The 12,840-nt window shown below is 69.3% G+C and carries 12 protein-coding genes; 5 read left to right on the forward strand and 7 right to left on the reverse strand.

What is annotated here, in order from left to right:
- Positions 1-41: 41 nt before the first annotated feature.
- Positions 42-1,049, reverse strand: coding sequence for an alpha/beta fold hydrolase (locus H2Q94_RS26210; protein ID WP_243789821.1), 1,008 nt, complete (start codon positions 1,047-1,049; stop codon positions 42-44).
- A 130-nt stretch (positions 1,050-1,179) separates the two neighbouring features.
- On the opposite strand from H2Q94_RS26210, the gene H2Q94_RS26215 reads away from it, so the two are divergent.
- Positions 1,180-1,800, forward strand: coding sequence for a TetR/AcrR family transcriptional regulator (locus H2Q94_RS26215; protein ID WP_243789822.1), 621 nt, complete (start codon positions 1,180-1,182; stop codon positions 1,798-1,800).
- 61 nt (positions 1,801-1,861) lie between these two features.
- On the opposite strand, the gene H2Q94_RS26220 is transcribed toward H2Q94_RS26215, so the two are convergent.
- Positions 1,862-2,767, reverse strand: coding sequence for an alpha/beta fold hydrolase (locus tag H2Q94_RS26220; RefSeq protein ID WP_243789823.1), 906 nt, complete (start codon positions 2,765-2,767; stop codon positions 1,862-1,864).
- A 33-nt stretch (positions 2,768-2,800) separates the two neighbouring features.
- Entirely contained in the window at positions 2,801-3,700 is a 900-nt protein-coding gene (locus H2Q94_RS26225; protein WP_243789824.1) for an AurF N-oxygenase family protein, read from the reverse strand.
- An 84-nt stretch (positions 3,701-3,784) separates the two neighbouring features.
- Between H2Q94_RS26225 and H2Q94_RS26230 the strand changes: the two genes are divergently transcribed.
- Both H2Q94_RS26230 and H2Q94_RS26235 read left to right on the forward strand, forming a co-directional pair.
- Positions 3,785-4,546: a TetR/AcrR family transcriptional regulator gene (locus H2Q94_RS26230; RefSeq protein WP_243789825.1), complete on the forward strand. Its 762-nt coding sequence runs from the start codon at positions 3,785-3,787 to the stop codon at positions 4,544-4,546.
- Positions 4,547-4,562: 16 nt separating this feature from the next.
- Positions 4,563-4,883 carry a DUF4873 domain-containing protein gene (locus tag H2Q94_RS26235; protein ID WP_243789826.1) on the forward strand — a complete coding sequence of 107 codons (321 nt, stop codon included), beginning with the start codon at positions 4,563-4,565 and terminating at the stop codon, positions 4,881-4,883.
- A gap of 58 nt (positions 4,884-4,941) precedes the next feature.
- Here H2Q94_RS26235 and H2Q94_RS26240 read toward each other — a convergent pair whose 3' ends face one another.
- Positions 4,942-5,169 (reverse strand): DUF3107 domain-containing protein, encoded by a 228-nt coding sequence (locus tag H2Q94_RS26240; protein ID WP_243789827.1) that lies wholly within the window; start codon positions 5,167-5,169, stop codon positions 4,942-4,944.
- Positions 5,170-5,688: 519 nt separating this feature from the next.
- Positions 5,689-6,369, reverse strand: a complete 681-nt coding sequence (locus H2Q94_RS26245) for a ferritin-like fold-containing protein (protein WP_243789828.1) — start codon at positions 6,367-6,369, stop codon at positions 5,689-5,691.
- 674 nt (positions 6,370-7,043) lie between these two features.
- Between H2Q94_RS26245 and H2Q94_RS26250 the strand changes: the two genes are divergently transcribed.
- Together H2Q94_RS26250 and H2Q94_RS26255 are read left to right on the forward strand one after the other, a co-directional pair.
- Positions 7,044-8,648 (forward strand): DEAD/DEAH box helicase, encoded by a 1,605-nt coding sequence (locus H2Q94_RS26250; protein ID WP_243789829.1) that lies wholly within the window; start codon positions 7,044-7,046, stop codon positions 8,646-8,648.
- A 192-nt stretch (positions 8,649-8,840) separates the two neighbouring features.
- Positions 8,841-10,175, forward strand: a complete 1,335-nt coding sequence (locus H2Q94_RS26255) for an Rv3212 family protein (protein ID WP_243789830.1) — start codon at positions 8,841-8,843, stop codon at positions 10,173-10,175.
- Positions 10,176-10,560: 385 nt separating this feature from the next.
- On the opposite strand, the gene istB is transcribed toward H2Q94_RS26255, so the two are convergent.
- Both istB and istA read right to left on the reverse strand, forming a co-directional pair.
- Positions 10,561-11,358 carry an IS21-like element helper ATPase IstB gene (gene istB, locus H2Q94_RS26260; protein ID WP_243789831.1) on the reverse strand — a complete coding sequence of 266 codons (798 nt, stop codon included), beginning with the start codon at positions 11,356-11,358 and terminating at the stop codon, positions 10,561-10,563.
- Entirely contained in the window at positions 11,358-12,590 is a 1,233-nt protein-coding gene (gene istA, locus H2Q94_RS26265) for an IS21 family transposase (RefSeq protein WP_243795678.1), read from the reverse strand. The genes istB and istA overlap by 1 nt, the downstream gene beginning before the upstream one ends.
- Positions 12,591-12,840: the final 250 nt, after the last annotated feature.

Consider the following 12,840-nt stretch of genomic DNA (forward strand, 5'->3'; position numbering starts at 1 on the left):
CGACACACTGGACAAAGATCACCCGATTCGGCTTCGCGTGATCACCAACGGTCGACTTCGACCTCCCTGAGCATGCCGAGCACGGCGGCGGCGACCACTCGTGGGCGCTCCAGTTGCGCTACGTGACCGGTGCGCGGCAACACGAGCAGTCGCCCCCGCCGCAGTTCCCGCGCGGTCCGCGGCGCCTTCCGGACGCTGACGACTCGATCTTCCGCGCCCCACACCACAAGCCCGGGTGCCTGCACTTCCGGCAGCAGGTGCCACGACGATCGCCACGGCGGCGACAGCCAGGACCACATCAGCCCGGTCGTGGTGCGGCCCAGCGCCACCTCGGACCAGGCGAGATCCGCCCGCTCCCGGAACTCCTCGATGGCCAGCAGCAGCCGGTCGTCCGGTATCGCCGCCGGGTCGGCGACGCACAGCGCCAGCAGTTTCCGCGCCCGCTCCCCCGGCGGCATCGCCGCCAGCCGCCGCCGCACCGCGGGTCCGAGCAGCGGCAGCCACGCCAGCGGGATGCGGGGATCGGACAGCCGCCGCGGATCGGGCCGCAGATCCGGCATCGCCGGGGAGATCAGTGTCAGCGACGCCACCAGGTCCGGTCGACGCGCGGCGATGAGCACCGCCACCGACCCGCCGAACGAGTTCCCGAACAAGTGCACCGCGCCCGTGCCGGACTCCTCGAGCAACCGGATCACCACGTGCGCGTGCTGCTCGCAGCCGTAGTCGAACCAGTCCGGCGGCTCGGAGCGGCCGAACCCCGGCAGGTCCACGGCGAGTCCGCGCAGATTCGGCGCGAGCGACTCCGCGAGGTCCGTCCAGTTCGCCGCGGAACCGGCGAGCCCGTGCAGGTACACCGCGGTCCCGTCGCCTGCTCCGGGCGTGTCCCGGACGTGCACCGTCACCGGACCGAATCCGGTGATCAGCGGCACGTACCGACCGGGCGCGGGAACGCCGGAGAGGTCGGCCGCGACGGCGTCGACGGGCATCGGAACCCTGGTCAGCTCGCCTCCCGGCCGCGATGCGTCGAGGCGTCGTGTTCTCGTCCGCATGGCCCCAGCATGCCCCGAGAGGGCGACTGAACGCCGGATAAGGTCGAGACCTTGTTTACCGGCGAGTAAGGTTGTGCTTCCCCGACTGGAGCCCCCAGCGAGTGTCACGGAAGGACGGGTGGAGGCAGGCATGACGGAGACCGCGCAGCCGAGCAGAGGCGTTCGGCTGCCCCGCGACGCCCGCCGAGCACAGCTGCTCACGGCGGCTCAGCACGTGTTCGTGACCAACGGCTACCACGCGGCCGCGATGGACGACATCGCCGAGCACGCCGGGGTCAGCAAACCCGTCCTCTACCAGCACTTCCCCGGAAAGCTGGAGCTGTACCTGGCGCTGCTGGAGATGCACGGCGGCGAGCTGGTGCGCCGGGTCCGCGAAGCCATCGAGACCACCCCGGACAACAAGCACCGGGTGCGTGCCGCGGTGGGTGCGCTGTTCGAGTTCGTCGACGGCGAGGGACAGGCGTTCCGGCTGGTCTTCGAATCGGACCTGCGCGGTGAGCCGGCCGTCGACCAGGCCGTGGACGGCGCGCTGTCGGACTGCGTGGACGCGGTCGCGGAGGCCGTCACCGCCGATGCGGGACTCGACTCGGAACGCGCCCGGCTACTGGCGTTCGGCCTGGTCGGGTTGAGCCAGGTCACGGCGCGCTACTGGCTGGACGAGACGGAGTCGGTGCAGCGCGATGAGGCGATCAGCCTCATCTCCACCTTGGCGTGGAAGGGCCTCGCGGGGTTCCCGCTGCAGAACGGCTGAACAGGCACGACGAACGGGCCGCGCCTCCCAGTGGAGGCGCGGCCCGTTCGTGCTGCGTAGCTCAGTGCCGGACCGGTTCGGCGGCGTGGACGAGTTCGGTGATCCGATCGGCCACCTCACCGGTGCGTTCCAGCGGCAGCATGTGCCCGGCACCCGAGTACAGCAGGAGTTCCGCGTCCGGCAGCGCGTCGGCGATGCGGCGGGCGTGCGGCAGCGGGCACAGCCGGTCCTTCAAGCCCGCCAGCACCACCACCGGGATCGACCGCAGCGCCGTGAGCGCGTGCGCGCGATCGTGCGCGGCCAGCGAGGTGCGGAATCCGGCCATGTTCGACGGGTTGCAGGCCGCGACCCAGTCCGCGGTGTCGGCGACGTCCCGGGATTCGGGGCCGGTGCCGAACAGCAGCCAGCGCATTCCCGGCCGCAGCGCGCGGGAATTCCCGCTCAGCCGCTTCCCGCGGGCATTGGCCAGCGCGCCGCGCACGCCGAATTCGACGCGGTTCGCGACGGAGGCGATCGGGGCGGGCAGCCCCAGCGTCGGCGCCACCAGGTCACCGCTGGAGGTGGCGACGAGCGCCGCCCCCGCGACCCGTGCGGCGAACAGCTCCGGGTACCGCTCCGCCAACGCCATGATCGTCATGCCGCCCATGGAGTGACCGGCGAGCACGATCGGCCCGGTCGGCACCCGCTGCGCGATGAGCTCGGCGACGTCGTCGGCGCAGCGTTCGATGGTGGCCGACCCGGCGGGTGCGGCCGCTGATTCACCGTGTCCGCGCAGGTCGAAGCGCACGATGCGCACGCTCGACCCGCTGAGCACGGCGTCGATGACCCGGTCCCAGGTGTGCGTGGTGAGCGTCCAGCCGTGCACCAGCAGCAGCGTGGTGGCGGCGTCGGCCGGGCCGTGCTCCCACACGCGCAGCCGCACGCCGTCGCTGGTGGTGAGGGTGTCCGTGTCCAGAGTGGTCGTCATGGCGGTGCGGGGTTCCTGTTCTGGGAAGGGTGGTCAGCGGATCAGGAAGGACTTGCGCCAGAAGGTCATGCCGGGCTTGCCGATGAGACCCGCCTCGTCCAGGAAGCTCATGATCTTCTCGCCGCCCCAGTGCAAGGTGTCCTGGAAGTGCGGGTTCGCCCAGGCGGCGGCGTGCGCGTCCCTCGGCCGCAATCCAACTGCCTTGTACACGCGGGGGTTGATCAGGCTGAAGCAGATCGCGTAGGACACCAGCGCCGTCCAGTACTGGTGCCAGGCACGTTCCGCGGCGTTGCACTTCTCCATCCGCCGGATGACCTCTTCGCGGGCGAAGGTGACGTGCCGCGCCTCTTCCAGCACGTGGATGCGGTTGACCATGCGCACCAGCGGCTGCACGGCCTCGTCGTTCATCTGGTCGCGCTGGAACCGGTCCAGGATCTCCTCGGCCACCAGGATCGACGCGTAAGCGGAGGGGCCTTTCAGGATCGCGGGCAGCACCCGGCCGCCTTGGCGCAGCAGCGGCACCGGCCCGTACGCCGGAGCTCCGACGCGCCGCACCGCCTTGCCGAACATGGTGGAATGCCTGCATTCGTCGGCGATCTCGGTGAGCGCGTAGTGCGCGTGCTCGGTGCGCGGGTCGGAGTCGTAGAACTCCTTGAGCAGCATCTGCATCAGCAGGACTTCGAACCACAGCCCGTTCGAGGCGATGCTGGCGAATTCGTGCTTGGTCAGTTCGACGCGCTGCGCGTCGTCCAGCCGATCCCACAGGTGCGTCCCGTAGAGGCTGCTGCGGTGGAAGGGGATGTAGGGCGCGTCCTCCACCAGCGGCGCGTTCCAGTCGATGTCGACGTCGGGGTCGTAGCTGTTCTTCGCCGATGACTTCAGCAGCCGTGCCGCTGTCTTCTCCCGATCGTTCACCTGCAAGGTCCTGACCATGACGGCGCTCCCCTTCGACCTCCGCGAGGCCTCACCGACCCGCGAGATTGCGTGTTACTTCAAGTAACAGCTACCTTGGGTAGCGTGAGCCACCACACTCGGCCTGTCAAGGCGGTCTCCCCGGAACACCGACCGGAACGCGGCGACGCACGCCGGGAACGCTGGCGCGAACACCGCCAGGCTCGCCGCACCGAATTCGTCGAAGCCACCGTCCGCGCCATCGGTGCGCACGGCGCCGATGTCGGCATGGACGAGATCGCGTCCGAGGCGGGCGTCAGCAAACCCGTGCTCTACCGCCACTTCCACGACAAGAGCGACCTGTACGTCGCGGTCGGCGAATGGGGCACCGAACTGCTGATGCAGCGACTCGCCCCCGTGATCGCCGCCGACGGCAGCCCGAACGAACGCATCCGACGGATGATCAGCACCTACCTCGGCGTCATCGAGCAGTACCCCGACCTGTACCGGTTCGTCGTGCGCCGCACCTTCGCCGACAAGCCGGTGCGCGACGACCCGGTCACCGCCGAGAAGACCGAGATCGCGAACTCGCTGTCCCGGCTGCTCGGCCAATACCTGCGCGCGCTGGGCCTGGACTCCGGCGGAGTCGAAGCGTGGTCGCACGGACTGGTCGGCATGGTGCAGGCCAGCGGCGACTGGTGGCTGGAACGCCAGTCGATGAGCAGGGACAACCTCACCGATTACCTGGCCAGGATCATCTGGCACGCCATCGACGGCGTGCTGCGCTCCGGCGGCATCGTGATCGACCCCGACGAACCGCTGGAGCTGAGCACCGGCCTGCGGCTGATGACCGAACAGCACGGCGAACCCGACGCCGACGAAGGCTGACCGCAGAAGGAGAACCATGTCCGACGTGCGCGAATCAACGACCGGCGCCGAACAAGAACACGGGCCGGAAGAGGAGTACGAAGGCGAGGCGGTGCTGTTCACCGAAGACCACGAGGTCGCGGTGACCGTGCTGCTACGCGGGCACTTCCAACCGATCGACGGCCGTTTCCACTGGTACGGCAGGGTTTCCGCGCACGACGGCGTCGCCGAACTGGCCGGCGGGCGCAAGACCGACGTGGTGCTGCGCACCACCCGCGGCGAGGCGGTGGGCACGCTGGCCGATCCCGACCCGTGGCAGCGCTACCGGATCACCGGACTCGGCCGCCCGCCGTTCTGACCCCGGACACGACGATGCCCCCGGCGGAGAGATCTCCGGCCGGGGGCATCGCGATGGATCACTGAACTCCGAAACCGACCCGCGGGGACTCCGAAGGACCGATCTCGACGTAGGCCACCTTGGCGGCGGGCACCAGGTAGCGCCGGCCCTTCTCGTCGGTCAGCGACAGCACCCCGTCGGTGGTCTTCAGCGCGTCGGCGACCAGCGACTCGACCTCGGCCGAGGACTGACCGCTGGCCACGACGAGCTCGCGCGGGCTGTCCACGACGCCGATCTTGACCTCCACGCTTGACCTCCGTAATTCGCAACCGATGCGTACGCCCGAGAGGTTATCCCAGTCCACCACAGCCCCGCCTTCGCCGTGGGTGAACGTGGAGGTGGTTCGAACTTGAGCTGCTTTGGGGTCGGGTGGCGGAACCTCAGTTGGTCTCTCGCTGCGGGATCTTTTTCCCTAGTGGCTCCGCCACGAGGGAAAAAGCTGTCCTCGCGAGAGACCAACTGAGAACCCGCCGGTGGTCGGCTTTGTGACGTGGGCTATGCGCTGACGCGCATCCAGGCACGGCTTCGCCGCAAGGCACGGCCTTCGGCCGCGGGGCAAGCGGGGCTTTGCCCGCCCTTCGCGGGCTTCGCCGCTAAAAGGCACGGCTTCGCCGCCAGGCACGGCCTTCGGCCGCGAGGCAAGCGGGGCTTCGCCCGCCCTTCGCGGGCTTCGCCGCTAAAAGGCACGGCTTCGCCGCCAGGCACGGCCTTCGGCCGTGAGGTAGGCGGGGCTTCGCCCGCCTTTGCTCTGCTTTGCAGGTGGGTTTTAGCCCAGGCCTAGGCGGGCCATTCGTTTTGTGTGGTTGTTCTGGAGGCGGCGGAAGAGGGCTGCGATACCGGTGAGATCACCGGAACCGGTGATGATCAATTCGGAGAGGGCGTCTCGTTCCGCTACGACACGCTGGGCCTGGGTGACCGCCTCTCCGAGCAGCCGTCGCCCCCACAGCGTCAGTTTGTCGCGCAGTGAGCGGTCGTCGGCGATGGCGGCCAGCACCTCGCGCTCGGCGAACGCGGAATGCCCGGTGTCGGCGAAGACGTTGAGCACCAAGTCCCGAGTCGAGTCATCAAGCCACTCGGCGACCTCGCGGTAGAAGTCAGCGGCGAGCCCGTCCCCCACATACGCCTTGACCAGCGACTCCAGCCAGGAGTGCGGAGCCGTGGAGGCGTTGAACGCGTCGAAGGGCTCCACGAAGGGCGCCATCACCTCGTCGACGGCCACCCCCCGGCCGGCGAGCGCGTCGTCCAGCAACCGGTAGTGCCCGATCTCGGCGGCGGCCATGCTGGCCAGCGCGGCCCGCCCGGACAGGGTGGGCGCGGTTCGCGCGTCCTCGGCGAGCCGGTCGAAGGCGGAGAGTTCGCCGTAGGCGAGCGCGGCCAGCAGGTCCACGACCCCCTCGGCATAAGTGGAATCGTCGGATCCGGCAACGGAGGGGTCGAGCTCGCTCATAACCGGCAGCCTAAGGGGTCCGAAACCGTGAAGTCCGGACAACCGGAGATCCGCAGCGGGCCTCGGACGACGGGTGCGTGCCGGCGCGACACGCGCGGAGCGCGTGCACTGCTCCGCCACGGCACCCGCCCTCGGCGCTGGTCGTGCGGACCGTTCGACGAAGCTCATCGCACATTGCCGACCTAGATCCGCTGTCGACCAGGTATCCTGGCGGACGCAGAAGCCATGAGGCATCAGGCAACCGGCAGTGGACCCCTCTCCCCGTACGGGCGCTCAGGGCTCGAAGCGGGCCACGGTCCCACCCCGTGAGCGGCCGGTCGCCCAGGGTCCGTGCGGGAGGCCCGGGCGTGGGCGCCACCTGTGCCCGGCGACCGGCCGATGAAGCCGGGGGCGCGGGCGACGGCGTGAGCCTCGCCACGATGCCAACCGAACCAGCAGCGGAATTCCGCTGATCGAACAGGGGCGCGCGACCATCGCATTGGTGACCACGAGCATGCGGCACGCGAACAACGCGGCCGACCGCGAATCAGACGCGGCGACCATGCCGGAGGGTGTCACCACGAGATCGGCCGAGAATCGGCCGCAGCGCGCCGGTACTGAGAGAGGCGATCACTCTGACCCTCAGCAATGAGCGGGTCCCCGAGACCCCCGCAACAACGGACAGAACCGAGGACGTGCGCACGCTCGAACACAGCGAGAGCGGCGCCCCCAACGTGGAGGAAGTGCCGCCGCTGCACGCGGAGAGCACCGTCCCGGACACCCCGACCTTCGCCGAGCTCGACGTGCACGAGGAGATCGTGCGCGCGTTGGGCGAGGCGGGCATCGAGCACACCTTCGCGATCCAGGAACTCACGCTGCCGCTCGCGCTGCGCGGTGAGGACCTGATCGGGCAGGCCCGCACCGGCACCGGCAAAACGCTGGGCTTCGGCGTTCCCCTGCTGCAGCGGTTGGAGGTGCCCGGCGACGGCACCCCGCAGGCGCTCGTCGTGGTGCCGACCCGTGAGCTGTGCGTGCAGGTCGCGCGCGACCTCACCGACGCGGGCAAGCACCTGGGCGTGCGCACCCTCGCGGTGTACGGCGGCAGGCCTTACGAACAGCAGATCGACGCGCTCAAACAGGGCGTCGACCTGGTCATCGGCACGCCCGGCCGGTTGCTGGACCTCGCCGAGCAGCAGCACCTGATCCTGGGCAAGGTCCGCGGACTGGTGCTGGACGAGGCCGACGAGATGCTCGACCTGGGCTTCCTGCCGGACATCGAGCGGATCCTGAACATGGTTCCCGAGCAGCGCCAGACGATGCTGTTCTCCGCGACCATGCCGGGTCCGATCATCACGCTGGCCCGCACGTTCCTGAAGCAGCCCACGCACATCCGTGCCGAAGAGGCCGACGCGAACGCGATCCACGAGCGCACCAAGCAGTTCGTCTACCGCGCGCACGCGATGGACAAGTCGGAGCTGCTGGCGCGGGCGCTGCAGGCGCAGGACCGCGGCCTCACGATGATCTTCACGCGGACCAAGCGGACCGCGCAGAAGCTCTCCGACGAGCTCGCCGAACGCGGTTTCGCCGCCGCTTCGGTGCACGGCGACCTCGGCCAGGGCGCCAGGGAGCAGGCGCTGCGCGCGTTCCGCTCCGGCAAGGTCGACACCCTGGTCGCGACCGACGTCGCCGCCCGCGGCATCGACGTCTCCGGCGTGACGCACGTGGTGAACCTGCAGTGCCCGGATGATGAGAAGACCTACGTGCACCGCATCGGCCGCACCGGCCGCGCGGGCCGGGAGGGCGTCGCGATCACCCTCGTCGACTGGGACGAGGAGACTCGCTGGAAGCTCATCAACGACACCCTCGACCTGGGCAAGCCGGATCCGGTGGAGACCTACTCCACCTCCAAGCACCTGTACGAGGACTTGAACATCCCCGCGGACGCGACCGGCCGGTTGCCGCTGTCGAAGCGCACTCGCGCCGGACTGGGCGCCGAGCCGGACGAGGACTCGAAGCGTTCCGCCTCCTCCCGCAAGCCGCGCCGCCGGACCCGTGGCAACGGGAACGGTGAGCAGGCCTCCGGTGAGTCCGCGGACGACACGCGTCCCGGCGGCCGGACGCGGCAGCGCAGGCGCACCCGTGGCGGTGTGGGCGCCGACAGCGGCGCGAAGCCCGCGGAGTCGACTTCGCAGGGCGACGGCGCGGCGGACTCGGCCGAGGCTCCCCGCAAGCGGCGTCGCAGGCGTCGCGGCGGTGGCGGCGGTTCCGGCTCCGGTGGCGGCGAGTCGGCCGCCGACTGAGTTCCGACGTACGAGCGACGGGCGGCTCGATGACCGGGCGGCCCGTTGGCCGTGCAGGGTGGCTAGGCTCGGTGGCCGGGAGGCGCCGGGCCTGATCGCCGACGTGAACGACCCCGTCGATACTCGCCGCACTGATCAGCACCGGTTCGCCGACGAACGCCGATTGACCAACGAACGCCATTTAGGAGTGCAGTGGTACGGCCGGAACGGCGGACGCGGTCCGATTTCGTCGCGGTGGCCCTGATCCTGGTGGCGGTGCTGTCGGCCGCCGCCGTCATCTGGTGGCGCAGCGATGCCCGCGCGACGGTGTCCGAGCCCGCGGCCGAGCCGCCTCCGGCGGCCGCCGCACCGGCCGAAGTCCCCGCCACGCTGCGGGAATCGTGGCGGGCGCCCAGCCCGGCGACACCGAGCCCGGTGGTCGCCGATTCGACCGTGGTCACCGGCGACGGCGGCACGGTCGTCGGCCACGACCCGGAGACCGGACGGGAGCACTGGCGCTACTCTCGCGATCTGCCGCTGTGCACGATCGGCACCGAGTGGGATCGCGCGGTGGCGGTGTACCGCAAGGCGGCGAACTGCAGCGAGGTCAGCTCGCTGCACGGCGACACCGGTGTGCGCGGTCCTGCGCGCAACTCCGACACCGAGTTCGGCACCCGGCTGATCAGCGACGGCAAATACCTGACCGCGACCGGTGATCGCGTGCTGGAGAGCTGGCGTTCCGACCTGGTGCGCACCCAGCAGTACGGGATCATGCCCGCGCTGAAGAACGCCGTGAACAACCTGCGCCGGCCGGAATGCACCTACACCTCGACGGCAGTGGGCAGTGAACGGGTCGCGGTCATCGAGGACTGTCCTGGCGACCCGAACAAGCGCCTCACCGTGCTCAAGACGAAACCCGAGGACGACGAGGAACCGGAAGAGGTCACGTCCACCGTGCTCGGTGGTTCCGAGGCGACCGTGGTGGCGGTGTCGACCAAGCAGACCGTCGTCTACCTGCGGGATCGCGGTTCGGTCGTGGTCTACACGAACGCCACCGGCGGTATCGAGGCCGAGTACCCGCTGCCCGCCGGGGGAACCGAGGTTCCCGAGTCCGGTGTGGAGGCGGTCGCGACGGACCGGGTGTGGACGGTCAACCTGCGTCCCGTCCCCGAACCGGAGCAGGACCGCGCCGTGCGGTCGATCGCCGCGACGCTGCACCGGTTCGACTCGAAGATCACCGAGCAGAGCGTTCGCGCCGGGCTGGCCGACGCGGGACCGGATCGGCCGTTTCGCGTGGCCGTCCTCGACGACGACCAGTACCAGCAGGTCAAGGACAAGGTCGGCGACATCGCCGGAGCCACCTTCGGCGGCCTGCTGTACTGGCACAACGGCGCCACGACGATGGCGCTGGACGCCGCCACGTTCGCCCCCCGGTGGACCGTTCCCGACACCTTGGGGCAGGCACGTTCTTCGGCGACGACCTGCTGCTCCCCGTCCCCGACGGCATCGCCGTCGTGGACCGCTTCACCGGCGCTCAGAAACGAGTGATCCCGGTGGACCGGCAGGGCTTCAACGGCCCGATCACCCTGAACTCCGCAGGCGCCACCCTCCTGGAACAACGAGGCCCGACCCTGGTCGCCCTGGGATGACCAGGCCTGCGCCCCTAGGCGACGAAGCCATCTAGCCAAGCCACAAAGGGAAGTGCCCCACCCGCCTCACGACGAAGCCGTACCTCGCGGCCAAAGTCCGTGCCTCGCGGCGAAGCCGTACCTCGCGGCGAAGCCGTGCCTTGCGGCAGCGAAGCAAGCCGTGCCCTGCGGCCAAAGGCCGTGCCTCGCGGCGAAGCCGTGCCTCGCGGCGAAGCCGTGTGTCAACTCCGGTTCAATCGTGACCCGGTTGTTCCGGGTGAATGTTGACCCACCCGGGTTGGTTGTTAGTCGTTGGTCTTGGTGGCTGCGGGGACGCGGCCGAGGTCTCGGTCTTTGAGTCGGTAGCTGTCTCCTTTCATGGAGACGACCTCGGCGTGGTGGACGAGGCGGTCGATCATGGCTGCTGCGACGACGTCGTCGCCGAAGACCTCGCCCCAGCGCCCGAAGGGCTTGTTGCTGGTGACGATCAGGCTCGCTCGTTCATATCGGGACGAGACGAGCTGGAAGAACAGGTTCGCCGCTTCGGCCTCGAACGGGATGTAGCCGACCTCGTCGATGATGATCAGCGGGATCCGGCGGAGCTTGACCAGTTCGGCTTGCAGGTTGCCGGCGTGGTGGGCCTCGGCCAGGCGGGAGACCCACTCGGCGGCGGTGGCGAACGCGACCCGGTGACCGGCCTGGCAAGCGCGCATGCCGATCCCGATCGACAGGTGTGTCTTCCCGGTGCCGGGCGGCCCGAGAAACACCACGTTCTCTTTGGCAGTGACGAAATCCAAGGTTCCGAGGTGGTTGATCGTGTCGCGTTTGAGGGAGCGTTGGTGGTCGAAATCGAACTCTTCCAGGGATTTCCGCGACGGGAACCTCGCGGAGCGGATGCGGCCCTCACCGCCATGAGACTCCCGTGCGGCGACCTCGCGTTGCAGGCAGGCGGCGAGGAATTCCTCATGCGTCCAGCCCTCATCGCGGGCTCGTTGCGCGAGCCGTTCGACCGCGCCTGCCAGCGAGGGCGCTTTGAGGGCGCGAGTGAGATAGGCGATCTCGCCGGCGACGTTGCGGCCACTGGTCGTGGTCGTGGCGGCCATCAGGCGATCTCCTCAGCACTGGTGAGGCCGAACATGCGGTCGTAGTCGGTCAGTTCCCGGTGTTCAACCGTCGTATCGGTCTTGCCGGGCGCAGCGAGACGACGGGACCGGCGCATCTCGACGGCCGCGGCGGCATGGACCGGGTCGGTGATGCTCTGGTGATCGGCCCAGCATCGAACATGCCGGGCCAGCTCGGTGTCATCGCAGGTCACTGTCACTTCGTCGAGGTTCGCAGCGACCTGGACGCGGCGACCGACCGCTCTCGGGTGCACCGAGTAGTCGTTGGAATCCAGTCGGACGTAGTGATCCCGCGGCAACCGGGTACTCAGCCGCCATCCGGTCACCGGCGCGACCGGCGGCAGCACCAGCATCGCCGAGCGATCAGCGCCCCAACGGTCGGCCGGCCTGCAACCCAGCCTGCGGTGCTGACGCTGATTCGCCCGCAACAGCCAGCCCTGTAGCTGCGTGTTGAAATCCGCCGGGCCAGTGAACGAACGTCCGGGCAAAAACGACGTTTCCAGATACCCGTTCGCCCGCTCGACCAGCCCTTTCGCTTCTGGATCGCCTGGACGGCACTGGATCACCTTGATGCCCAGCGTTCCCCGGAATGCGTGCATCGCTTCCGTGAGCTGGGGTTTCCCGCCACGCCACTGCCCGACCGCGGACTCGTTATCCCAGACCAACGCCTTGGGAACCCGGCCCCAGCCACTGATCAAGGCCCAGTGCCCGGCCAGCAAATCCGCCGACTGCCGCGACGGCAGCATCACCGCCGTCATGACCCGCGAATAGCCACTGACCAGCACCAATACCGGCGGCCGGCCAATCTGGCCGAACCCGAGCGGCACATCAGCCGGTGGAAACCACAGATCACACTGCGCCAGCTCGCCCGGCTGATACTCCGTGCGCGACGCAGGATCAGCCGGTTTGAACAGCGGCCGCAACTGCGCGACCCGCTCGAAAAACACCGTCTTCCCGCGCTGCCAGCCGACTCGCTCCATGATCACAGACGAGGGCATCTCCGGGAACTCCGCCAGCAACGCACGGATCTGCGGCTCGACCGCATCCACGACCGACCCACGCGCCGCCCGCTCATACAACGGCGGCCCATGCGACGCCAACGCCTTCTTCACCGTGTTCTTCGAGATCCCCAACCGACGAGCGATGGCCCGAATCGCCATCCCCTCCGACCGGTGCAACCGACGAATCTCCGCCCAGTCCTCCACGCTCAACACCTCATGATCGTTCATGGGTGGGTCAAAACTCGCCCGGAACCAGAGGGTCAGTCTTCAACCGGAAGCGACACCGTGCCTCGCGGCTGCGAAGCAAGCCGTGCCTTGCGGCAAAGCCGTACCTCGCGGCGAAGCCGTACCTTGCGGCAGCGAAGCAAGCCGTGCCCTGCGGCCAAAGGCCGTGCCTCGCGGCGAAGCCGTGCCTCGCGGCTGCGAAGCAAGCCTGCCTTGCGGCGAAGCCGTGCAGTTGGGC

The sequence above is a fragment of the Saccharopolyspora gloriosae genome (assembly GCF_022828475.1).
Taxonomy (GTDB): domain Bacteria; phylum Actinomycetota; class Actinomycetes; order Mycobacteriales; family Pseudonocardiaceae; genus Saccharopolyspora_C; species Saccharopolyspora_C gloriosae_A.

Coding starts and splice junctions, on each gene's coding strand:
- H2Q94_RS26215 (WP_243789822.1), top strand. CDS start 1,180: ATGACGGAGACCGCGCAGCCGAGCAGAGGCGTTCGGCTGCCCCGCGAC.
- H2Q94_RS26235 (WP_243789826.1), top strand. CDS start 4,563: ATGTCCGACGTGCGCGAATCAACGACCGGCGCCGAACAAGAACACGGG.
- H2Q94_RS26245 (WP_243789828.1), bottom strand. CDS start 6,369: ATGAGCGAGCTCGACCCCTCCGTTGCCGGATCCGACGATTCCACTTAT.
- istB (WP_243789831.1), bottom strand. CDS start 11,358: ATGGCCGCCACGACCACGACCAGTGGCCGCAACGTCGCCGGCGAGATC.
- H2Q94_RS26210 (WP_243789821.1), bottom strand. CDS start 1,049: ATGCGGACGAGAACACGACGCCTCGACGCATCGCGGCCGGGAGGCGAG.
- H2Q94_RS26220 (WP_243789823.1), bottom strand. CDS start 2,767: ATGACGACCACTCTGGACACGGACACCCTCACCACCAGCGACGGCGTG.
- H2Q94_RS26225 (WP_243789824.1), bottom strand. CDS start 3,700: ATGGTCAGGACCTTGCAGGTGAACGATCGGGAGAAGACAGCGGCACGG.